Source organism: Streptomyces sp. MBT53 (genome assembly GCF_016654115.1).
Classification (GTDB): Bacteria; Actinomycetota; Actinomycetes; order Streptomycetales; family Streptomycetaceae; genus Streptomyces.
Genome location: NZ_JAEQAZ010000228.1, coordinates 1 through 22,576 on the forward strand (window position 1 = coordinate 1; position 22,576 = coordinate 22,576).

Here is a 22,576-nt window from a genome sequence, read left to right on the forward strand (position 1 = left end):
GCAACAAGATCCCGTCCGATCTGACGATCGGACGGGATCTTGTTGCTGTGTGGACCTGTGGGGATTTGAACCCCAGACCCCCTCGATGCGAACGAGGTGCGCTACCAGACTGCGCCACAGGCCCTTGCAACGAGTGAAACTCTAGCATCCCCCTCAGGGTGCTTGGAAATCCGTTCCTTGCCTGGTCACTCGTTGGCCGCGCGGGGCCGCTCGCCGTCCTCGTACTGGTCGAACAGAGGGGTGCGCCCCCGTTCACGGGCCCGGCGGGCGGAGGCGGCGCGGCGGGCGTCGGTGCGGCCGTCCGGCGACGCCTTGTCGTCGTCCGACAGGTCCTCAGCCTCCTCGTCCGGGGCCTCGTCCCGGGCCGTCGGCTGCGCCTCCTGCTCCGGTGCGACCGCGCTGGAGCGCGCGGAGCTCCACGCGTCGGGCGCCCCGAGGTCCACGTCGGAGGTGGCACGTGGGGCGACCGGCGCGGTGACGTACGTCGGCAGCGGTACGGGGACGGGGTCCCAGCTGTCGCCCTGGCCCGGTCGGCGCTGACGTTCGCGCTGCTGGTCGACCCACTCGGCGTGGTCGGTCTGTTCGACGAGGGCACGGCGGTCGGCGGCGAGGGCGGACATCCCGGGGTCCGTCTCCGGTTCTGGTCCCTCCTCGGCGTCGTCGATCCCGGCGTCCACGGTCGCGCGCCGGCGCGGCTGGCGCTCCCGCAGTCGCTGCGCGGCGGCCTCGGCCTGGCGGCGGTCCATCTGGTAGGCGAAGCGGCTGCGTTCCTGGGAGCGCAGATAGGCGATGTACCCGCTGAGCAGTACCGCCGGCACACCGGGCGCCCAGAGCAGGGCGAGCCCGCCGACCGCCGCGACGATCGCGCCGAGCGTGAAGGCGAGGAAGAGCATGACGGTGGTACGTCGACGGCGCGCGAGCACCTTCACACGCCGGGCGCGCGCCGCAGCGGCCTCCTCGGCGGGCGTACGCCGCCCGACCGGGACGCGCCTACGGGCGGACGCGGGGGCGGACTTGGGCGCGGTCTTGGGCGTGGACTTGGACGCCTGGGCGGAGGAAGGGGCGGGGACGGAGGCCTGCTGGGGTGCCGGTTTGGCCGCCTGGTCACGTGCCTGGTCCCGGGCTTGGTCACGGACCTGACCCCGGGCTTGCTCGCGGGTCTGGTCGCGCGCCGGTTCGCGACCCGGCTCACGCGCGGGTTCGCGCGCCGACTCACGGGCCGCTTCGCGCTCCGGTTCCCGCGTCGCTTCCGACCGGTCCGGGCCCGGCCGGCGGACCTGTGCGTGCACCTGGGGACGGGCCGGGGGCATGGCGAAGGCCCGGACGTCCACCGAGTCGGTGACGGCGTCCGGCACGACGGCGCTGGGCTCCCCCTCCTCGGTGGAGCGCGCCCGCAGGTCCTTGGCGTACCGGCGCTCCATTCCCGCCCGTCCGGACAGCAGCCGGATGGCGGTGCTGAAGCGTTCCGTCGGACGGGCCTCGTTCAGCTCGTCCTGCCTACGGAGCCACATCGGCACCAAGTAGGCGGCCCAGGCCCCGACAATGACTGCGTAGATGAGGCCGCTGCTGCTCACGCCTCACACGGTAGAGGGGTTTGCGTGAGGCCATCTGCCAATTGAGCCGGTGTGTCGCACGATCTGGCTGATATTTCGAGCTTTTTTTGTGACCGATGCGATCAACAGGCCGCGGAGTTGGCGAATTCATTGCCCCAAGGCGGTCATCCGTCGATCACTTTCGAACACTTATTCCATTTCCGGGGATGCGGGCTTCGGGGCCCGACAGGCTCCCCGTTACGCGGGATTGTCGTGCGGTGTGCTCCGGGAGCGTGCCCGCTGCCAGCGGGCCAGCAACCCTTCGGGGACCTCTTCCGCGGTGAGCGCGAAGACGAGATGGTCGCGCCAGGCGCCGTCGATGTGGAGATAACGGGGCCGAAGCCCCTCCTCACGGAATCCGAGTTTCTCGACGACCCGGCGGCTCGGGCCGTTCTCCGGGCGAATGCAGACCTCGATGCGGTGCAGTCCCACGGACCGGAAACAGTGGTCGACGACAAGTGCCACGGACGTCGGCATCACTCCGCGCCCGGCCACCGACTCGTCCACCCAGTAGCCGATGTGGCCCGAGCACATGGAGCCCCAGGTGATCCCGGCGACCGTCAACTGCCCGACCAGGCGCCCCTGGTACTCGATGACGAACGGCAGCATCCGGCCCGAGTTCGCCTCGGACCGCAGGTGTCTGACCATCTGCCGGTAGGTCGGCCGGTGCGCGATCGGCCCGCTGGGCGTGGGCGGCGGAATCGTCGCCTCCCAGGGGCGCAGCCAGTCCCGGTTGCGCCGGTTGACCTCGCGCCAGTCCCGCTGGTCGCGGAGTTTTATCGGCCTCAGGACGATGTCGCCGTCCGCCAGTACGGCGGGCCAGGATGGGCTGTTCAGCTCGCACCCCCACTGGTGTCGGCGGGTCTGGGGTGATCGCCGCCTCGGATCTGGTCGACGGCGTGCGCCAGCAGGGGCTCCAGGACGGCCAGACCGTCCTTCACCCCGCCGGTAGAACCCGGCAGGTTGACGATCAGTGTGCGCCCGGCGACTCCGGCGAGGCCGCGGGAGAGCGCCGCGGTCGGCACCTTCTCCCGGCCGTACGCGCGGATGGCCTCGGCGATGCCCGGCACCTCGTAGTCGATGACCGCGCGGGTGGCCTCCGGGGTGCGGTCGGTGGGCGAGAGGCCGGTGCCGCCGGTGGTGACGACCGCGTCGTAACCGGCGTCCACGGCGGCGCTCAGGGCGGCCTCGACCGGGCGGCCGTCGGGAACCACCTGCGGGCCCTCGACCGCGAAGCCGAAGCCCTTGAGGCCGGCTGCGATCAAGGGGCCGCCCCTGTCCTCGTAGACCCCTGAGGCGGCACGGTTGGAGGCGGTGACCACCAGTGCCCGGTACCGCGCCGGCAGTGCGCCGCCGGCCGAATCGTCGGGACTCATGTCCGGCTCCAGTCCCCCGACTTGCCGCCCGTCTTCTCCTCCACGCGTACGTCCGTGATGACCGCTCCCTTGTCGACCGCCTTGACCATGTCGATCACGGTGAGCGCGGCGACGGAGACCGCGGTGAGGGCCTCCATCTCGACGCCCGTGCGGTCCGTCGTCTTCACGGTGGCGCGGATCCGTACGGCGTCGTCCGTGACCGACAGGTCCAGTTTCACACCCGACACCGACAACGGGTGACAGAGCGGGATCAGATCGGGAGTGCGTTTGGCGCCCATGATCCCCGCGATGCGCGCGGTGGCCAGGGCGTCGCCCTTGGGGACCCCCTCGCCGCGCAGGAGCTCGACCACGCGGGGCGAGACGAGGACGCGTCCGGTGGCGGTGGCGGTGCGCGCGGTCACGTCCTTGCCGGACACGTCGACCATCCGGGCGGCGCCCGCGTCGTCGATGTGTGTGAGGCGGTGCTGCTCAAGGGGTCCGGGGGTGTCCCCCCGGAAAGGCTCAGTCATGCTGTGCGGCGCTCCCGGTCCGGGCGTGTTGTGCGCGACACGGTACCGCCAACCAGGAGTGCTCAGCCGAGCAGGACCACCTCGACCTCCGTGCCGGGTTCGACGGACACGACGTCCTCGGGGACGACGATCAGCGCGTCGGCCAGCGCGAGGGCCGCGACCAGGTGCGATCCGGCGCCCCCTACGGGGGTGACCTCGCCGTCGGCGTACGTCCCGCGGAGGAATTGTCTGCGCCCCTTCGGGGAGGTCAGCGCCTTGTCGGTGGTGAGCGTGGCGCGGGCCCTGGGGCGGTGGACGTCGTCGAGGCCCATGAGGGTGCGGATCGCGGGGCGGGCGAACAGCTCGAAGGAGACGTACGACGACACCGGGTTGCCGGGGAGGGCGAGCAGCGGGATGTGGTCGGGGCCGATGGTGCCGAAGCCCTGGGGTTTGCCGGGCTGCATGGCGAGCTTGCGGAAGTCGATCCCGGCACCCTCCTCGTCCTCGTCGCCCACGGAGGACAGCGCCTCCTTGACGACGTCGTACGCCCCGACGCTCACGCCGCCGGTGGTGACCAGGAGGTCGGCGCGGACGAGCTGGTCCTCGATGGTGTCGCGGAGGGTCTCGGCGTCGTCGGCCACGGCGCCGACCCGGTAGGCGATGGCGCCGGCGTCGCGGGCGGCGGCAGTGAGGGCGAAGCTGTTGGAGTCGTAGATCTGGCCGTCGCCCAACTGCTCGTCGGGCTGGACGAGTTCGCTGCCGGTGGACATGACGACCACGCGCGGGCGGGGGCGGACGCGGACGGTGCCGCGGCCGATGGCGGCGAGCAGGGCGATCTGCGGCGGGCCGAGGATCGTGCCGGCGTCCAGGGCGCGGTCGCCCGCCTTCACGTCGCTGCCCTTCGCGCGCACGTGCGCGCGTGCCTCCGCCGAGCGGTACACGTGCACGTGTCCGCCGGCCGCCTCGGGGGCCTGGCTGCGGGCGCGCATGCCGGTGACCGGTCCTTCGCCGAGGCCTCCGTCGGTCCACTCCACGGGGACGACGGCCTCGGCGCCGGGCGGGAGCGGGGCGCCGGTCATGATGCGGGCGGCCTCACCGGGGCCCACGTGGAGCGGCTCGGCCTGGCCCGCCGCGACGTCGCCGACGACCGTGAGAACGGCCGGGTACTCCTCGCTCGCGCCCGCGACGTCCGTGACCCGCACCGCGTAGCCGTCCATCGAGCTGTTGTCGAAGGGCGGGAGCGAGACCGGCACCGTGATGTCCTCGACCAGGACGCAGCCCTGGGCGTCGAGCAGTTGCAGCTCGATGGGTTCCAGGGGGCGGACGGTCGCGAGGATGTCCTCCAGGTGCTCGTCCACCGTCCAGAGGTGGTCGGGTCCCGTGGTGCGGTTCGCGGCGGTGCTCAACGTTGCTACATCTCCTCGGCTACGTAACTGCGAAGCCAGGCGCGGAAGTCCGGGCCCAGGTCTTCACGTTCGCACGCGAGTCTGACAATGGCACGCAGATAGTCGCCCCGGTCTCCGGTGTCATAGCGGCGGCCCTTGAAGACGACGCCGTGCACCGGTCCGCCGACCTTCTCGTCGGTGGCCAACTGCTGGAGGGCGTCGGTGAGCTGGATCTCGCCGCCGCGGCCGGGCTCGGTCTTGCGCAGTATGCCGAAGATGTGGGGGTCGAGGACGTAGCGGCCGATGATCGCGTAGTTGGACGGGGCGTCGGCCGCCTCCGGCTTCTCGACGAGGCCGGTGACCTTGACGACGTCGTCGTCCGCGGTGGCCTCCACGGCCGCGCACCCGTAGAGGTGGATCTGCTCGGGCGCGACCTCCATGAGGGCGACGACGCTGCCGCCGTGCTGCTCCTGGACCTCGACCATGCGCGCGAGAAGGGGGTCCCGGGGGTCGATCAGGTCATCCCCGAGGAGGACGGCGAAGGGTTCGTGGCCGACGTGCGGGGCCGCGCACAGCACCGCGTGGCCGAGGCCCTTTGGGTCGCCCTGGCGGACGTAGTGCATGGTCGCAAGGTCGCTGGACTCCTGGACCTTGGCCAGCCGGCTCGCGTCGCCCTTCTTCTGGAGGGCTGATTCAAGCTCGTAGTTGCGGTCGAAGTGGTCCTCAAGGGGGCGCTTGTTGCGTCCGGTGATCATGAGAACGTCGTCGAGCCCCGCCGACACGGCCTCTTCGACCACGTACTGGATCGCGGGCTTGTCCACGACCGGCAGCATCTCCTTGGGAGTTGCTTTCGTGGCCGGCAGGAACCTGGTGCCGAGACCGGCTGCGGGAATGACAGCCTTGCTGATCCTGGGGTGCGACTGAGTCATGTCCGAACCCTATCCGGTGCCTTTGTGCAGAATCTGTGGCTCCGGTTAATACGCTCTCATATGAGCATATTGGAAAGGATACGGGTGGGACCTGTGCGTCACCTGGGACCTGAACACGAGCCTGACAAGCGAATGTTGCGACGAGAGTTCCTCGCGGTGAGGAACAGGTTGACGGCCGGTGACGTGCGGGAAGCCGCCGCCGCGCTCGCCGGCCGCGCGCTGGAGCTGCCCGAGCTGGCGCACGCGCGCACGGTGGCGGCGTACGTCTCCGTAGGGGGCGAACCGGGAACGCTCGCCCTGCTGGACGCACTCCGCGCGCGGGACATCGACGTCCTGCTCCCCGCACTCCTCCCGGACAACGACCTGGACTGGGGCGCCTACGACGGCGAGGGCTCGCTCTCCCGGGTCCAACACGGCGGAAAGATGGCCCTGTTCGAGCCGTCCGGCAAGCGGCTCGGCCCGGACGCCGTGACGGCCGCCGACGTCGTCCTGCTGCCCGGTCTGGCGGTCGACGGGCGCGGGATGCGGCTGGGGCGCGGCGGGGGGTCGTACGACCGCGTGCTGGCGCGACTGGAGCGGGCGGGCGCGCATCCCGCGCTGGTGGTGCTGCTGTACGAATCCGAGGTCGTCGAGCATGTCCCCGCCGAGGTGCACGACCGGCCGGTGCGGGCGGCGGTGACACCGAGTGGCGTGCACAGGTTCCCGGGGAACTGAAATGGCCCTCCACGCGTGCGTGGAGGGCCATTTCGGATGTCAGCGGCTCACGGTTTCAGCACCAGGGTGTCGCTCGTGCTGTTGTCGACCGCCTTGGACGAGAAGGACCACGGCAGCAGTTCGCCGTTGACCCACTTGCTCGTCTGGTCGGTGTAGTGCGCGCTGAAGGCGTGCCCGGAGGCTCCGGTGAGGTTGATCCACTTGGACTTGTCGAAGTTGTCCAGGTTGACCACCATGCGCATCGACGGCACCCAGACCACTCCGTAGCCGCCGGCCGCGTTCCAGCCGGTGGCGTTGACCGTGGCCTCGCCGCCACTGAGCTTCCAGGGGCCGCGGTTGAGGATGTACTGGACGATGGCGGGGCCCTCGGTGCCCAGGGTCTGGTTCTTCAGGAACAGGCGGTGCAGCCGGCCCCAGCTCCAGGTGTCGATGTCCTTGCCGAGCTTGGCGGTCAGCTCCCAGCGGGCGTCGATCATGGCGCGCTTGAAGAGCTGGTTCATGTTGCTCGCGCCCGGGCGGGTGCCCGACGCGGGGGTCTTCCACCAGTCGCTGGTGGGGTCGTCCATGAGCTTGCGGACGACCTCGAACCAGCGGTCGCCGCCGTCCGGCTGCGCCTGGTCCGCGTCGCGCTCGCCGCACTCGCGCACCTTCTGGTTGTCCTCGTCGGCGGGCCCCGTGGTGTCGACCGGCGAGACGTACAGGCACTGGCCCTTGACCCGCAGCTCCTTGGGCAGCTTGTTGCCGAAGGCGAGCTTGAGGATGTTGCGCCAGACCGAGTTGAAGTAGGCGGCAGCCGCCGAATCGGCGTCCTGGGTGTAGTCCCAGCCCTCCAGGAGCTTCTGCGCCTGGCGCACGTCCGGGTCGGGCTCGTCGATCTTCAGCAGCTTGGGCACGAGCAGCTTGGCGATCTCGCTGCTGTCGTCGAGCTGCATCTGCCGCATGTCGTCGGTGGAGATCTTGCCTCCGCCGCCGATCTTCGTCTCGATCAGATCGGTGATGCGCTGACTGCGGGTGCCGTATCCCCAGTCCGTGGTGAGGGTGTACGGGTACTTGTCCTTGTCGATCACGGCCTGGTTGGCGGTGACGATGTAGCCGCGTTTCGGGTTGTACTCGTACGGCAGGGCGGCCTGCGGGATGTAGCCGGTCCAGTCGTACTTGGAGTCCCAGCCGGGCACGGGCAGCGAGCCGTCGCCCTTCCCGCGCACGGGGATCTTTCCGGGCAGCGTGTAGCCGATGTTGTTCTTGGTGTCGGCGTAGATGAGGTTCTGCGAGGGCACGTCGAACTTGGTGGACGCCGCGCGGAACTCGCTCCAGTCGGACGCCTTGTCGATGGCGAAGACGGCGTCCATGGTGGTGCCCGGGTCCTCGGCGGTCCAGCGCAAGGAGATCGCGTAGCCGTCGCCTCTGTCCGGGGCCGCGGTGTCGACGGTGGCCTTCTTGCCGACCTTCACGAGTTCGTCGTTGCGGTCGGACAGCAGCGGGCCGTTGTTGGTCTCCCGGACGACGATCTTCTTGGACGCGCCGCCGGCGACCTTGATGGTCTCCGTGCGGCTGGTGAAGGGCTTCGTCGTGCCGTCGAGCAGGTAGCCGTCGCCGGAGAGCTTCTCCAGGTAGAGGTCGGTGGTGTCGACCCCGGAGTTGGTCATGCCCCAGGCGATGTCCTGGTTGTGGCCGATGACGACGCCGGGCATGCCCGCGAAGGTGTAGCCGGTGACGTCGTACTGGCACTTGCTGGAGATCGCGCGACAGTGCAGGCCCATCTGGTACCAGACGGACGGCAGCGACGCCTCCAGGTGCGGGTCGTTGGCCAGCAGGGGCTTGCCGGTGATGGTGTGCTCCCCGCCGACGACCCACGAGTTGGAGCCGATGCCCTGGCCGTTCACGCCGACGGCCGTCGGGAGGTCGTCCAGGACGTTCGAGAGGCCCGCGAGCTGGCTCGTGAGGGCCGAACCCGACGAGGACGACGTGGAACCCGTCGTGCCGCTCGTGGACGTGCTGGAGGAGCCGTCACCGCCGTTGAACGTCTTGGTGTACTCGTCGTACTCGCCCACGGTGACGATCGGCTTGTTGCGGCTGTACGGATAGTCCGGGTACAGGTCCGCGATCTGCTGGGGGCCGAGGCGGGAGGTCATCAGCGCGCGGTCGATCTCGTCCTGCATGTTGCCGCGCAGGTCCCAGGCCATCGCCTTCAGCCACGAGACGGAGTCGACCGGAGTCCACTTCTCGGGCTTGTAGTCGTTGGTGAAACCGAGGGCCGCGTACTCCAGGGAGATGTCTTTCCCGTCCTTGCCCTGGAGGTAGGCGTTGACCCCCTTGGCGTAGGCCTGGAGGTACTTCTTCGTGGAGGCCGACAGCGTGGTGTCGTACTCCTTCTCGGCGACCCGGTCCCAGCCCAGGGTGCGCAGGAACTCGTCGTTCTTGACCTGGCCCTTGCCGAACATCTCGGACAGCCGCCCGGACGTCATGTGCCGTCGTACGTCCATCTCGTAGAACCGGTCCTGCGCCTGGACGTAGCCCTGCGCCATGAACAGGTCCGCGTCGGAGGACGCGTAGATCTGCGGGATGCCGTAGCTGTCGCGTTTGACGTCGACGGGTCCCGACAGGCCTTCGAGGGTGATCGAACCCGTGGTCTGCGGCAGGGAGGCACGGACCGTACTGACGGACCAGTAGGCGCCGTAGGCGATGCCCCCGATGATGGCCATTACCAGGACGAGAACCAATAGACGGGCTTTGCGCCCCTTTTTCCTGCCGGACTTGCCGGGCTTATGACCCGATGAGGCGGTGGTGTTGGGGGGCATCGCTGTCCTTGCTGTCCTAACGCGAGCGGCAGGGCGGGCTGTGCTTTTGACTGAGCGCTGGAGCAACCATAGGCGCAGGCTTCCGAGCGACTTGACGCGGAGTCGGGTACCGGCGCGGACGGGCGTTCGATCTTGCCTCGGGAAGCGTCAAGAAAGCGTCAAGAGTTAGGTAAGGTAACGAAGTACTTGGATGCGTGGCGCCGCAGTCTCGCGTCCCCTGTACATGTGCTGCCGCCCCGGACGCGCGTCAGCCGAGGAAGGGAAGCCTTCTGACTGTCCACCACCTCGACCAGCTCCTGCTCGTCTGCTCGCTCGTCCTGCTCGTCGCCGTAGCGGCGGTCCGGATCTCCTCGCGCAGCGGGCTCCCCAGCCTGCTCGTCTACCTGGGGATCGGCATCGCCATGGGCCAGGACGGCGTCGGCGACATCCATTTCAACAACACCGAGCTGACCCAGGTCATCGGATACGCGGCCCTGGTCGTGATCCTGGCCGAGGGCGGCCTCGGCACGAAGTGGACAGAGGTCAGGCCGGTGCTGTCGTCGGCCGCCACGCTGGCGCTGGTGGGAGTGGCGGTGAGCGTCGGTGTCACGGCCGCGGGCGCGCACTATCTGGTCGGACTGGAGTGGCGGCAGGCGTTCATCGTCGGGGCGGTGGTGTCCTCGACGGACGCGGCGGCGGTCTTCTCCGTGCTGCGCCGAATTCCCCTCCCCGCGCGCGTGACGGGCACTTTGGAGGCCGAGTCCGGCTTCAACGACGCCCCGGTGGTCATCCTGGTCGTCGCCTTCTCCACCGCGGGCCCGGTCGAGCACTGGTACGCGCTGGTGGGCGAGATAGCCCTGGAGCTGGCCATCGGCGCGGCCATCGGCCTCGCGGTGGGCTGGCTCGGCTCCTGGGGGCTGCGGCACGTGGCGCTGCCCGCCTCCGGCCTCTACCCGATCGCCGTGCTGGCGATCGCGGTCACCGCCTACGCGGCGGGCGCCCTGGCGCACGGCAGCGGCTTCCTCGCGGTCTATCTCGCCGCGATGATGCTCGGCAACGCCAAGCTGCCCCACTGGCCCGCGACGCGCGGCTTCGCCGACGGGCTCGGCTGGATCGCCCAGATCGGCATGTTCGTCCTGCTCGGCCTGCTGGTCACCCCGCACGAACTGGGGGACGACGTCTGGCCGGCGCTGATCATCGGCCTGGTGCTGACGATGGTGGCCCGGCCGCTGAGCGTGGTGGTCAGCCTCACACCGTTCCGGGTGCCGTGGCAGGAGCAGACGCTGATGTCCTGGGCGGGGTTGCGCGGCGCCGTGCCCATCATCCTGGCGACCATCCCCATGGTGAACGGCGTCACCGGCAGCCGTCGCGTCTTCAACATCGTCTTCGTCCTGGTCGTCGTCTACACCCTCGTCCAGGGACCGACGCTGCCCTGGCTGGCGCGCAAGCTGAAGCTGGGCGAGGGGCCCGAGGCCGCCGACCTCGGCATCGAATCGGCACCCCTGGAGCGGCTGCGCGGGCATCTGCTGTCCGTCGCGATCCCCGGGGAGTCGAAAATGCACGGCGTCGAGGTCAATGAACTCCGACTGCCGGCCGGGGCCGCGGTCACCCTGGTCGTACGCGACGGAAAATCGTTTGTTCCGTTGCCCTCGACGGTCCTGCGGCGCGGCGACGAACTCCTGGTCGTGGCGACGGATCCGGTCCGGGACGCGGCCGAACGGCGACTGCGGGCGGTGGGCCGCGGCGGGAAGCTGGCGGGGTGGCTGGGCACCGACAACGCCACGGCCGGTCATTAAGGACATGTTTCGTACGGTTCACACGTTCACCAATCGCAGGTGAACGCGCGCGTGGTGCCCGTTTTCACAGGTCCACCGGGCTTCACTCCCTGTACGATGAAGGCACATTCTGATCGAACCAACTCTGCCTGACGCAGTGCTGGCGCGACCGTATGGCGGCCGAATCCCTCCTCCGCAGTGGGCACCGGTATCTACCGCAGTTCCGCGCAAGAGGACAGTGCTCGGCGCCCCCCGCACAGGGCGCGCTACCAGGCGGCAGAAAGGCACGGGGCCGTGGCATCCACGGTCACCTCCAGGACGGGATCCCGTCCTGGATACGGGCAGCTGCTGCGTACGCGCGGCGCCTGGACGTTCCTGCTTCCCGGCTTCGCCGCACGCCAGCCGTTCGCGATGCTCAGCATCTCCATCGTGCTGCTCGTCCAGCACACCACCGGCTCCTACGGCACTGCGGGCGCCGCCGCGGCCGTCACCGGCGTCTCCATGGCCCTCTTCGCGCCCTACAGCGGACGCCTGGCCGACCGCCACGGGCAGCGGGCCGTACTGGTCCCCGGCGTCCTGGTGCACTCCCTGTCGGGCCTGACGTTCACCGCGCTCGCGCTCGGCCACGCTCCCCTGTGGGCACTGTTCGTGGCGGCCATGCCGACCGGCGCCTCGGTGCCGCAGATCGGGCCCATGGTGCGTGCCCGCTGGGGCGTGAAGCTCCAGGACTCACCCCTCATGACGACCGCCGCCGCCTTCGAGTCCGTCACCGACGAACTGACCTTCGTCTTCGGCCCGTTGCTCGCGACCGCCCTGTGCACCACCGTGAACCCGGCGGCCGGTCTGATCACGGAGGCCGGGCTCACCCTGGTCGGCGGTCTGCTGTTCGCCGCCAGCACGAGCACACAGCCATCGGTGACCGCCGACGGGCACGCACGCGTGGAGCACGTTTCCGCACTGCGCGTCCCCGGAGTGCGTGTGCTGATCGTGACCTTCCTGGGCATCGGTTCCGTCTTCGGCGGCATGCAGGTCTCCCTGGCCGCCTTCACCGAGTCGATCGGCGAACCCGGCCTCAACGGCGTCCTCTACGGCACCTTCGCCGCCGGCAACATGCTCTCCGGGGTCGTCTGCGGTGCCGTCGCCTGGAAGGTCGCCCCGCAGCGCCGCCTCCTCGTCGGCTACGCGGCCCTCGCACTGACCGCGTCCGCCCTGTGGACCGCCCACTCGGTACTGCTCCTGGCCGGCCTCGGTCTCCTGGTCGGCATGTGCATCGCGCCCGCCCTGATCACCGGCTACACCCTGGTCGAGGGACTCGTCCCGGCGGGCGCCCGCACCGAGGCCTTCACCTGGCTGACCGGCGCGGTCGCCCTCGGCCAGGCCGCAGCCGTCACCGTCGCCGGACAGCTGGAGGACCGCCTGTGGGGCGGCGCCGGTTTCCTGGTGCCGATGGCCGGGACGGTGCTCGCCCTGGGGACCCTGATCGCGCTCCGGTCGCACCTCGCGACCCGACCCCACAACCGCACCGTGGCACGTGGCGTCGGTCACCGCGTGCCGGTGGCAGTGGACTGATCCCCGGGAATACGTCACTATGGACGCTCGTTAGCACTCATTGACTGAGAGTGCCAGGAGGAAGACACAGTGCCGACCTACCAGTACCAGTGCACCGAGTGCGGCGAGGGCCTTGAAGCGGTCCAGAAATTCACCGACGACGCGCTGACCGAGTGCCCCAATTGCGGTGGCCGCCTGAAGAAGGTGTTCTCCGCGGTCGGCATTGTCTTCAAGGGCTCCGGCTTCTACCGGAACGACAGCCGCGGCTCCTCGTCGAGCAGCTCGCCGGCCACCTCGAAGCCGTCGACGTCCTCGGACGCGAAGCCGTCCACCCCGTCGACCACGTCCTCGTCCTCGGACTCCAAGTCGAAGTCGTCGAGCTCGGGCTCCTCGACGGGCAGCAACAGCTCGGCCGCGTAGGCCGCGCAGCCGCGCAGGACTTCTCGACCGCGGGACCCTGTCGTCGTACGACGACAGGGTCTTCGGTGTTTTCCGAGCCGGTTCGGAACCGGTTCCGAGCCGGTTTCCACGCCGGTTCCTGTACCGATTCCCGAGTCCGTTCGGGCGCCTTTTCGGCGGCGGCTAGTGTGCTGGTCATGGCGAACGCAGAGATCGGCGTAATCGGCGGCTCCGGCTTCTACTCGTTCCTGGACGACGTGACCGAGATCCAGGTGGACACGCCCTACGGGCCGCCCAGTGACTCCCTCTTCCTCGGCGAGATCGCCGGCCGGCGGGTGGCGTTCCTGCCCCGGCACGGGCGCGGCCACCATCTGCCGCCGCACCGCATCAACTACCGGGCCAACCTCTGGGCGTTGCGCTCCGTGGGTGTGCGCCAGGTCCTCGGTCCGTGCGCGGTGGGCGGGCTGCGCCCCGAGTACGGGCCGGGCACGCTGCTGGTGCCGGACCAGTTGGTGGACCGTACGAAGTCCCGGGCGGCGACGTACTTCGACGGACGGCCACTGCCCGGCGGCACGGTGCCGAACGTCGTGCACGTGTCCCTGGCCGACCCCTACTGCCCGACCGGCCGGGCGGCGGCGCTGAAGGCGGCGCGCGGGCAGGACTGGGAGCCGGTCGACGGCGGGACGCTCGTGGTGGTCGAGGGGCCGCGCTTCTCGACCCGCGCCGAATCCCTCTGGCACCAGGCCCAGGGCTGGTCCGTGGTCGGCATGACCGGCCACCCCGAGGCACCGCTCGCCCGTGAACTGGAGCTCTGCTACTCCTCGTTGACCCTGGTCACCGACCTCGACGCGGGCGCCGAGACCGGCGAGGGTGTCTCCCACGACGAGGTGCTGCAGGTGTTCGCGGCCAACGTGGACCGGCTGCGGGGCGTGCTGTTCGACACGGTGGCCGCGCTGCCGGAGAACGGGGCACGGGACTGCCTGTGCGCGAACGCGCTGGGCGGGATGGATCCCGGGTTCGAGCTGCCGTAGACGGGGGTCGTGGGGAGGGGACGGTGGAGGCTTCCGCGTTGCGGAACTTCCCGTTCGGGTGAGGGAGTTGTCCACAACCGGCGGGTAGCACACGGGCTCCGGCGGGTCTTGACGAATTCGCGCATCGTGGGACCGCAAACCGATCCCTCGTCGCAGGTGGTGGTCCACATGTCCCTCTCCCCTCCCTTTCCGCGCCCGTTGGGCACCGATGCTCCGGCCACGTGCGAAGTGCCGCACTTCGCGCCGGTGCGGGTGCGCGGCGGGTGGTACCAACTGCGCCGGCTGCTACGGCACCGGAGGCGGGCCGTGGCCGCCGGGCTCGCGGTGACGGCGGTCGCGCTCATCGCGGCCGGCCCGCGCGATGCGGCGGACCCGCGACACGGCGAGCGGCCCCGCGGGCATCCGGTGACGGATCCGCTACGGCAGCAGCGCCGGGCGGTCGAGTGGGTGTCGGCGCCGGTGCGGATCGCCGACGCCGCCACGGTCCGGCTGTTGCGGTCCGGCGACCGGGTCGATGTGATCGCGGCACAGGACACGGCGGCGGGCGGTGACGCCGAAGTGGTCGCGCGCGGGGCGCGGGTGACCAAGGTGCCCGAGCCGCTCGACGAGGCGGCCGGCAGCGGGGCGTTGGTGGTGCTCTCGGTGCCGCGCGCCACGGCGGCGCGGCTGGCCGGTGCGAGTGCCACGGCACGGCTGGCGGTGACGATGTGTTGAGCCGTGCTCTCCGTATCGTGAGCCGCGCCTTCCGGCGCATGTGCGAATTCGTGTCAAGTCCCTCGTTCGAGCTACCGAATTGGACACGGCGGCCTCGCCTTGACGTAGGTTGCGGAGCTGTTCGTTCCACACCGTGCGCGTGCGAGAAGAGGCTCCGAGTTGAGCGAGAAGAAGAAGGAACCGAGCGTCTGGCAGGGGTTCAAGACCTTCCTGATGCGCGGGAACGTCGTCGATCTGGCAGTCGCGGTGGTCATCGGCGCCGCCTTCACGAACATTGTCAACTCGGTGGTGAAGGGGCTCATCAACCCGCTCGTCGGCGCGATCGGCACGCAGAACCTCGACAGCTACAGCTCGTGCCTGAGCGACAGTTGCTCAGGGGACAAGGGCATCCAGTTGATGTGGGGCTCGGTGCTGGGCGCCGCCCTCAGCTTCGTGATCACCGCGGCGGTGGTCTACTTCCTGATGGTCCTGCCGATGTCGAAGTACCTGGCCCGGCAGGAGGCCCAGCGCAAGGCCAAGGAGGGCACGCACGAGGTCATCGAGATCACCGAGCTGGAGGTCCTCAAGGAGATCCGCGACGCGCTCGTCGCCCAGCGCGGCAACGGACACCGGGAGCCGTAGCAGGCGGCTCGGACGTACGAGGGGCCGTGGCCCGCGGCTCGGACGTACCAGGAGCCGCAGCCGACGGCTCAGATGTGGTGGGGCGGCTTCTCGTCGAGGAAGCGCCTGAGATCGGCGGCGCTGTCGCCCTCGGCCCGCTCGCCCCACCCGCGATCCGTGTCGTCCGAGGAGGGCCGGCTCAGCGGGTCGTCGAAGACCAGCGCGGGCTTCGGCTCGATCGGATCGCGCGGCTCGGGGGCGGGGGCGGTACTCATACCTCCAGGGTACGGCCGAGGGGGCGCCTGACGGCGCCGCGGGCGAAGCGGTCGGTCCCGGCCGACCCGGCCGCTTCTGAAATCCCTGCCGTTATCTGCTGTGCTTGTCCGCATGACGTCCCAGATTCCAAGACCCCTGCGCCCGCTCACCGCCCGCGGCCGGGACGAACCGCACCGGGTCGCCTCGCCGCTGGAGCTCTTCTTCGACCTGTGTTTCGTCGTGGCCATCGCGCAGGCGGGCGTCCAGCTGGCGCACGCCGTGGTCGAGGGGCACGCGGGCGAGGGCGTCCTCAGTTACGCGATGCAGTTCTTCGCGATCTGGTGGGCCTGGATGAATTTCTCCTGGTTCGCCTCGGCGTACGACAACGACGACGTGCTCTACCGGGTCGTCACCCTGGTGCAGATCTCCGGCGTCCTGGTCCTCGCGGCCGGGGTCTCACGGGCCTTCGAGCAGCACGACTACCTGGTGGTCTGGCTCGGCTACGTGATCATGCGGCTGGCGATGGCCACGCAGTGGCTGCGGGCGGCACGGGTCGCCACCGGGCCGGAGCGGACGATGGCATTGCGGTACGCGGGCGGCGTGCTGCTCTGCATGGTCGGCTGGACGGGCCTGGTGGTCCTGCCGGAACCGGCCCGGGGCTGGGTGTTCCTCGTGATGGTGATCGCCGAGCTGTGCGTGCCGCGCTACGCGGAGAAAGACTTCCCTACGCCGTGGCATCCGCACCACATCTCGGAACGGTACGGGCTGTTCACGATCATCGTGCTGGGCGAGACGATCGCGGCGGCCACGGTCGCCGTGAAGTCGGGGGTGGACGAGCACGACGCGCTGGGCGAGCTGCTGCCCATCGCGGCGGGTGGGCTGCTGATCGTTTTCGCCGCCTGGTGGATCTACTTCGTGGTGCCGATCCACGGCCATCTCCGGTCCAACCAGCAGGCGTTCCTGTGGGGTTACGGCCACTACCTGATCTTCGCGTCGGCGGCCACCATCGGCGCCGGCCTGGAAGTGGCGGTCACGGAGGCCATCGGCAAGGCGCACATCTCCACGCTGGCCGCGTCCGCCGCGGTGACCGTGCCGACGGCGCTGTATCTGCTCAGCGTGTGGGCGCTGCACGCCCGTCACTACAAGGTGGGTGTCGCCCAGCAACTGGTGCTTCCCGTCTCGGCGTTGCTGGTGATCTGCTGCACCTTCCTGGGCTCCTGGGCGGTGCTCGCGGCGGGCCTGGTGTCGGCGCTGACAGTGGCGGTCGGCACGACCCTGACCGCACTCGCGGCCGGCGAGAGGGGCAGGGCCGAGGTGACGGCGACGGTGGGCTGACCGGCGCCCGCAACTGGCCGACCACCAGTGGAACAACGCTTCACACCCAGCCGACCAGCAGCACAACAACCACCCCCGCCGCGCCGCTGGTCCCCGGATCCGCCGCGCGCTGCGTGAGACTGAGCTCCATGACAGTTGACGCATTGACGGACGTGGCCGGGGTGCGGGTGGGCCATGCGACGCGGTCGGGGGACGGTTGGCTCACCGGTACGACCGTGGTGCTCGCGCCGGAGGGCGGGGCGGTGGCCGCCGTGGACGTGCGCGGCGGCGGACCCGGCACCAAGGAGACCGACGCGCTCGATCCGCGCAATGTGGTGCAGCGGGTCGAGGCGATCGTGCTGACCGGCGGCAGCGCGTACGGGCTGGATGCCGCGTCCGGGGTGATGGCCTGGCTGGAGGAGCAGGGGCGCGGGGTACGGGTGGGCGCGGAACCGACGCATGTCGTACCGGTGGTGCCCGCGGCCTGTGTCTTCGACCTGGGGCGGGGCGGCGACTTCAGGGCCAGGCCGGACGCGGCCACCGGGCGGGCCGCGGTGGAGGCGGCCGCGATCAGCGGGCCGGGGGTGCGGGTGCGCGAGGGGTGCGTGGGCGCCGGTACGGGCGCCGCGGTCGGGCCGATGAAGGGCGGTGTCGGGACCGCGAGCATCGTGCTGGAGTCGGGGATCACGGTGGCCGCGCTGGTGGTGGCCAACGCGGCGGGGTCGGTCATGGATCCCGAAACGGGCGTCCTGTACGGGGAGTTGTTCCAGGGGCGCGTGACGTATCCGGAAGCGCATGTGCACGAGGCCGCGCGCCGGCGTCTCGCCGAGACCGCCGCGAAGCACACGCCTCCTCCGCTGAACACGACGCTCGCGGTGGTCGCCACCGACGCCGAACTCACCAAAGCCCAGGCGCAGAAGCTGGCCGGTACGGCGCACGACGGCATCGCGCGTGCCGTACGGCCGGTGCATCTGCTGCACGACGGGGACACGGTGTTCGCGCTGGCCACCGGGGCCCGCCCGCTCGACGCCGAACAGCCCCTCGCGCTGAACGACATCCTCGCGGCCGGCGCGGACGTGGTGACCCGGGCGATCGTGCGCGCGGTGCGGGCCGCCGAGTCGGTGGACGGGCCGGGCGGAGCATGGCCGTCGTACGAGGAGCTGTACGGGAGGCGGTAGGGGCGGCGGGGGTCCTGTGGCGGTGGGCGTCCGGTGTTTCCGGGGATCCGTCCCGGTGTTTGTCGCGGTTCTGTCACCGGATGGCGTTCGTGGGGAACGGCGGGAACCCGTGTGGGGGTTGGGGCGCTCTTTGTCCACGCATCGCAGCGGATCACGCATCACACATCACCACTGCGCATTTCGCACACACACGAACCTGGAGCAGCCCGTGACAACGCCGGACATAGCAGCGCGGCGCGTACTGGGGGCCATCGCCGCCCTGGTGGTCGGCACCCTCACCCTCAGCGCGTGCGGCGGCAACGCCAGCGCGGACACCGACACCAGCGGCAAGGGCGGTGGCGGGACGGCCGCCAAGACGTCCACCGCGAAGATCGTCATCTCGGCGAAGGACGGTTCGACCAACGCGTCCATCAACGCGACGGGCGTGCAGGTCAGCAACGGCAAGCTGACCAACGTGAAGATGACGGTGGCCGGCTCGGGGCAGGCCGTGGAGGGCGTGGTCTCCGCGAACGGCGGGAGCTGGAAGCCGAAGGAGCAGTTGGAGCGCGGTACGAAGTACCAGATCTCGGCGACCGCGAAGGACGCGAGCGGCAAGGTCTCCGCGGCCAACTCGATCTTCACGACGGTCAGTTCGGCCAACAGCTTCATAGGGACGTACACCCCGGACAACGGGACGACGGTCGGTGTGGGGATGCCGGTGTCGTTCACCTTCGACAAGGTGATCGGCGACAAGAAGGCCGTGCAGTCGCACATCACCGTCACGTCCAGCAGTGGGCAGCAGGTCGTGGGGCACTGGTTCGGGGCGCAGCGGCTCGACTTCCGGCCGCAGGACTACTGGAAGGCCGGTTCCAAGGTCACGATGAAGATCGACCTGGACGGTGTGGAGGGCGCGAACGGTGTCTACGGCGTGCAGAAGAAGACGGTGACCTTCACCGTCGGCCGTTCGCAGGTCTCCACGGTCGATGTGAACACGCAGACCATGACGGTGGTGCGGGACGGTCAGACCGTGAAGTCGTTGCCGATCTCCTCGGGCAGCCCGGAACACACCACGTACAACGGGCAGATGGTGATCTCCGAGAAGTTCACGCAGACGCGGATGAACAGCCAGACGGTCGGGCTGGGCGGGGAGTACGACATCCCGGACGTGCCGCACGCGATGCGGCTGACCTCGTCGGGGACGTTCATCCACGGCAACTACTGGTACAACAAGGCCAATCCGCCCTTCGGGCAGACGGGCACCAGTCACGGCTGTGTGGGGCTCGCGGACGTGCAGGGCGCGCAGGGTGCCACGAACGCCAAGTGGTTCTACGACAACTCCCTCATCGGGGACGTCGTGATCGTGAAGAACTCCCCCGACAAGACGGTCGCCCCGGACAACGGGCTCAACGGCTGGAACCTGGCGTGGAGCGAGTGGACCGCCGGAAGTGCTGCCTGACCGGCAGGTTTTGACGGATCTTCGGGCCGCGCGGGAACATCTCGCGCGGCCCGCGCGTTTTCCGGGCATACGTTTTCTCGGTTCACAGGAATGATGTCCGACCGAGGGGCTACGGTATGCACCCACAAGGTGACATGCAGCAACGCCGGGAGAAGCCTTGAGCGTTCCGTACGACACGGCAGCGTACGAACCACCCGAGTCGCACGAGTCTCCGGAGGAGCACCTCGCGCGACTGCTCGGCCGTGCCCTGAACTCCTTCGAGCTGCCGGACGAGACGATACGGCAGGTCCTGGACTGCGCCCTGGCGTACGACAGTTCGCTGCACTCCGCGCACCACAGCGCGGGTCTGCACCGGGAGACGTACCGGCACACGTGGCTGCTCAGCGACGGTTCGGCGCTGACCCTGTGGGAGCTCGTCCACAACACCGTGCTGGGCCGTGAGGCGCAGCACGAGGTGTACGTCGACGAGGAGGAGCTGCGGACGGCGACCGCGCGGCTGCCGATGCCGCCGGACACGACGGACTTCGAACTCCCGGTGCTGGTGCACCTGTCACCGATCCCGGAGCCCCGGCACTCGTATCTGGCGGACAACTCGGCGGACCACGCGCGCCGCTTATTGCGCCGCGCGGAGAACGCGGACCGGCCGGACGAGGAGACCGCGGCGCTGCTGACGACGGCGTTCGCGCACCAGATCATCCAGGCCTTCGGCCGCCCCTACCGAGCGGGCCGCGCGGCGGTGTGCTTCTCGCTCTGCGAGCACGCGTTCCTGCTGCCCGACAACACGGAGCTCTCCCTGTGGGAGGTCGAGCACACGGCCACGCCGGACGGCCGTCACATGTGCGAGGTGTACGTCAGCGAGGACGCGGCCCGGGACGCGATGGAGCGGCGGGCGGCGCAGGTCTCGTAGAGCCCCGGGCGGAACGCCGGGCCCGGCTCAGCGTCCGTCGCTGAGCTGTCGTACGAGACCCGCGAAGGCGTCGCGTTCCGCGGGGGTCAGTTCGACGGACTCCAGGTGGGGGGCGGTGTCCCGCTGGCCAGGGAGGCCGTGGAGGGGGTGGGCCGCGTGCCGGACGGTGGGTTCGACGAGGGCGCGGCGCAGGATGCGCGTCAGGCCGAGCACCCAGGCGACGGTCGCCAGGGCGAGAACGGCCACACCGGTCAGCTGGAGGATCGAGACGTGCTCAGGCATGCGTTCCAGTAGACACCACGGTCCGGGACCGTGGTCCCGGACCGTGACGTATCTCGCAGTTGCCGTGAACAGCTCACGGCGGCCCAAAAGCGGCTAGGCGGCGACCGGCTGCTTGGCCTCCGCCGCGGGGGCGGATATGTCCTCCGGCGCTCCTGGAGCCGTGGCACCAGTGGCCGGCTTGCGCATGCCCTTCAGTACGACGACCAGGCCCGCCGTGACGGACATGCCGACCGCGATGGCGATCAGGTAGAGGAACGGGCTGCCGATCAGCGGGACCACGAAGATGCCGCCGTGCGGGGCGCGCAGGGTCGCGCCGAAGGCCATCGACAGGGCGCCGGTGATCGCGCCGCCCACCATCGAGGACGGGATGACCCGCAGCGGGTCGGCCGCCGCGAACGGGATGGCGCCCTCGGAGATGAAGGAGGCGCCCAGCACCCAGGCGGCCTTGCCGTTCTCGCGCTCGGTCTCGGTGAAGAGCTTGCCGCGCACGGTCGTCGCCAGGGCCATCGCCAGCGGCGGGACCATGCCGGCCGCCATGACCGCGGCCATGATCTTCATCGCCGACTCACTGGGGTTGGAGACCGCGATACCGGCGGTGGCGAAGGTGTACGCGACCTTGTTGACCGGGCCGCCGAGGTCGAAGCACATCATCAGGCCGAGCAGGGCGCCCAGCAGGATGGCGTTCGAGCCGCTGAGGCCGTTGAGCCAGTCGGTCATGCCCTTCTGCGCGGAGGCGATCGGTTTGCCGATGACCACGAACATCAGGAACCCGACGACCGCCGTGGAGATCAGTGGGATCACCACCACAGGCATGATCCCGCGGACCGCCTTCGGGATCTTCACTCGCTGGATCGCCAGCACGACACCACCGGCGATCAGACCGGCCGCCAGACCGCCGAGGAACCCGGCGTTGATGGTGGAGGCGATCATGCCGCCGACGAAGCCGGGCACCAGACCGGGCCGGTCGGCCATGCCGTAGGCGATGTAGCCGGCCAGCACCGGGACGAGGAAGCCGAAGGCGACGGCGCCGATCTGGAACATCAGCGCGGCCCAGCTGTCGGTCTGCGTCCACACGAAGTGCTGCATGACCGAGGGCGCGGACTTGATCTCGTAGCCGCCGATCGCGAAGCCGAGGGCGATCAGCAGACCGCCGGCCGCGACGAACGGGACCATGTAACTGACGCCGGACATCAGCCACTTGCGGAGCATCGAGCCGTAGCCCTCGCCCGGCTCGCCGCCGCGTTCGACAGGGGTGGCGGCGCCCGCACCGGCGGTCACCTCGCCGCGTTCGGCCTTGCCCTGGACCTCGGTGATGAGTTCGGTGGGGCGGTTGATGCCCGCCTTCACGCCGACGTCGACGGTGGGCTTGCCCGCGAAGCGGGCCTTGTCGCGTACGGGCACGTCGTGGGCGAAGATCACGCCGTCCGCCGCCGCGATCACCGCCGGGTCGAGCCGGGTGAAACCGGCCGAGCCCTGGGTCTCGACGACGAGTTCGACACCGGCCTCGCGGCCCGCGTTCTCCAGCGACTCGGCCGCCATGTAGGTGTGCGCGATACCCGTGGGGCAGGAGGTGACGGCGACGATCCGGAACGGACGGTCACCCGCCCCCGCCGTGTCCGTGCTGCCCGCCGCGGCACCGGCGGAGGCCGCCGCCGGTGCCGCAGCGGAGTCTTCGGAGGTGCCCGCCGCGGGCGTCTCGTCGCCGCGGATCAGCGCCGCCGCGCTCTCCGCGTCGCCCACCGACCGCAGCGCGGACGTGAACTCGGCGTTCATCAGCTGCCGGGCGAGCGCCGACAGGATGGTGAGGTGGGCGTCGTCGGCCCCGGCGGGCGCCGCGATCAGGAAGATCAGGTCGGCGGGGCCGACGACGCCCACCT

Annotated in this window: 21 protein-coding genes and 1 tRNA gene; 11 read left to right on the top strand and 11 right to left on the bottom strand. The window is 70.1% G+C overall.

The genetic code is table 11. The annotated features are described in order from the left end of the window. Positions 1-50: 50 nt before the first annotated feature. From JHN45_RS44725 to galU, 7 genes are all read right to left on the bottom strand, one after another. Positions 51-124: transfer RNA gene (locus tag JHN45_RS44725), tRNA-Ala, on the bottom strand. Between the two features lie 61 nt (positions 125-185). Next, positions 186-1,574, bottom strand: a complete 1,389-nt coding sequence (gene glpR, locus JHN45_RS44730; RefSeq protein ID WP_201055121.1) for a gephyrin-like molybdotransferase receptor GlpR — start codon at positions 1,572-1,574, stop codon at positions 186-188. Positions 1,575-1,790: 216 nt separating this feature from the next. Beyond that, entirely contained in the window at positions 1,791-2,429 is a 639-nt protein-coding gene (locus JHN45_RS44735) for a GNAT family N-acetyltransferase (RefSeq protein ID WP_200715049.1), read from the bottom strand. Beyond that, on the bottom strand, positions 2,426-2,968 hold the full coding sequence (locus JHN45_RS44740) for a molybdenum cofactor biosynthesis protein B (protein ID WP_201055123.1): 543 nt from the start codon (positions 2,966-2,968) through the stop codon (positions 2,426-2,428). The genes JHN45_RS44735 and JHN45_RS44740 overlap by 4 nt, the downstream gene beginning before the upstream one ends. Beyond that, positions 2,965-3,477, bottom strand: coding sequence for a cyclic pyranopterin monophosphate synthase MoaC (gene moaC / locus JHN45_RS44745; RefSeq protein ID WP_200715046.1), 513 nt, complete (start codon positions 3,475-3,477; stop codon positions 2,965-2,967). The genes JHN45_RS44740 and moaC overlap by 4 nt, the downstream gene beginning before the upstream one ends. A 62-nt stretch (positions 3,478-3,539) precedes the next feature. Further along, positions 3,540-4,862: a gephyrin-like molybdotransferase Glp gene (gene glp, locus JHN45_RS44750; protein ID WP_201055125.1), complete on the bottom strand. Its 1,323-nt coding sequence runs from the start codon at positions 4,860-4,862 to the stop codon at positions 3,540-3,542. Between the two features lie 5 nt (positions 4,863-4,867). After that, on the bottom strand, positions 4,868-5,770 hold the full coding sequence (galU, locus tag JHN45_RS44755; RefSeq protein WP_093628497.1) for a UTP--glucose-1-phosphate uridylyltransferase GalU: 903 nt from the start codon (positions 5,768-5,770) through the stop codon (positions 4,868-4,870). Between the two features lie 132 nt (positions 5,771-5,902). Here galU and JHN45_RS44760 point away from each other — a divergent pair, with 132 nt between their 5' ends. Next, entirely contained in the window at positions 5,903-6,484 is a 582-nt protein-coding gene (locus tag JHN45_RS44760; RefSeq protein ID WP_201055126.1) for a 5-formyltetrahydrofolate cyclo-ligase, read from the top strand. Between the two features lie 47 nt (positions 6,485-6,531). Here JHN45_RS44760 and JHN45_RS44765 read toward each other — a convergent pair whose 3' ends face one another. Continuing rightward, positions 6,532-9,282: a penicillin acylase family protein gene (locus tag JHN45_RS44765; RefSeq protein ID WP_200715043.1), complete on the bottom strand. Its 2,751-nt coding sequence runs from the start codon at positions 9,280-9,282 to the stop codon at positions 6,532-6,534. A gap of 194 nt (positions 9,283-9,476) precedes the next feature. Between JHN45_RS44765 and JHN45_RS44770 the strand changes: the two genes are divergently transcribed. The 6 genes from JHN45_RS44770 to mscL all read left to right on the top strand — a co-directional run bounded on the left by JHN45_RS44770 (position 9,477) and on the right by mscL (position 15,349). Continuing rightward, entirely contained in the window at positions 9,477-11,057 is a 1,581-nt protein-coding gene (locus JHN45_RS44770) for a potassium/proton antiporter (protein WP_201055127.1), read from the top strand. A 273-nt stretch (positions 11,058-11,330) separates the two neighbouring features. Then, complete coding sequence (locus tag JHN45_RS44775) at positions 11,331-12,605, top strand: MFS transporter (RefSeq protein WP_201055128.1); 1,275 nt, start codon at positions 11,331-11,333, stop codon at positions 12,603-12,605. 69 nt (positions 12,606-12,674) lie between these two features. Further along, positions 12,675-13,004, top strand: coding sequence for an FmdB family zinc ribbon protein (locus JHN45_RS44780; protein WP_200715040.1), 330 nt, complete (start codon positions 12,675-12,677; stop codon positions 13,002-13,004). 176 nt (positions 13,005-13,180) lie between these two features. Beyond that, positions 13,181-14,014 carry an S-methyl-5'-thioadenosine phosphorylase gene (locus tag JHN45_RS44785; protein WP_201055129.1) on the top strand — a complete coding sequence of 278 codons (834 nt, stop codon included), beginning with the start codon at positions 13,181-13,183 and terminating at the stop codon, positions 14,012-14,014. A 168-nt stretch (positions 14,015-14,182) separates the two neighbouring features. Then, positions 14,183-14,728 carry a hypothetical protein gene (locus JHN45_RS44790; RefSeq protein ID WP_201055130.1) on the top strand — a complete coding sequence of 182 codons (546 nt, stop codon included), beginning with the start codon at positions 14,183-14,185 and terminating at the stop codon, positions 14,726-14,728. 159 nt (positions 14,729-14,887) lie between these two features. Beyond that, entirely contained in the window at positions 14,888-15,349 is a 462-nt protein-coding gene (gene mscL, locus JHN45_RS44795; protein WP_200715037.1) for a large conductance mechanosensitive channel protein MscL, read from the top strand. Positions 15,350-15,417: 68 nt separating this feature from the next. Here the strand turns inward: mscL and JHN45_RS44800 are convergent, their stop codons facing one another. Next, the gene (locus JHN45_RS44800) at positions 15,418-15,603 is read right to left on the bottom strand and encodes a hypothetical protein (RefSeq protein ID WP_200715036.1); all 186 of its coding nucleotides are present in this window, start codon (positions 15,601-15,603) and stop codon (positions 15,418-15,420) included. A gap of 112 nt (positions 15,604-15,715) precedes the next feature. Between JHN45_RS44800 and JHN45_RS44805 the strand changes: the two genes are divergently transcribed. The 4 genes from JHN45_RS44805 (at position 15,716) to JHN45_RS44820 (ending at position 20,417) form a co-directional block, all read left to right on the top strand. Further along, positions 15,716-16,918, top strand: a complete 1,203-nt coding sequence (locus JHN45_RS44805) for a low temperature requirement protein A (protein ID WP_201055131.1) — start codon at positions 15,716-15,718, stop codon at positions 16,916-16,918. 128 nt (positions 16,919-17,046) lie between these two features. Then, positions 17,047-18,075, top strand: coding sequence for a P1 family peptidase (locus tag JHN45_RS44810; protein WP_201055132.1), 1,029 nt, complete (start codon positions 17,047-17,049; stop codon positions 18,073-18,075). A 208-nt stretch (positions 18,076-18,283) separates the two neighbouring features. Continuing rightward, on the top strand, positions 18,284-19,510 hold the full coding sequence (locus tag JHN45_RS44815; RefSeq protein ID WP_201055133.1) for an Ig-like domain-containing protein: 1,227 nt from the start codon (positions 18,284-18,286) through the stop codon (positions 19,508-19,510). Between the two features lie 157 nt (positions 19,511-19,667). Beyond that, the gene (locus JHN45_RS44820; protein WP_201055134.1) at positions 19,668-20,417 is read left to right on the top strand and encodes a DUF6227 family protein; all 750 of its coding nucleotides are present in this window, start codon (positions 19,668-19,670) and stop codon (positions 20,415-20,417) included. Between the two features lie 27 nt (positions 20,418-20,444). On the opposite strand, the gene JHN45_RS44825 is transcribed toward JHN45_RS44820, so the two are convergent. Beyond that, positions 20,445-20,699 (bottom strand): hypothetical protein, encoded by a 255-nt coding sequence (locus tag JHN45_RS44825; RefSeq protein WP_201055136.1) that lies wholly within the window; start codon positions 20,697-20,699, stop codon positions 20,445-20,447. 93 nt (positions 20,700-20,792) lie between these two features. Next, a partial coding sequence (locus JHN45_RS44830) for a fructose-specific PTS transporter subunit EIIC (RefSeq protein WP_201055145.1) occupies positions 20,793-22,576 on the bottom strand: 1,784 nt, incomplete at its 5' end.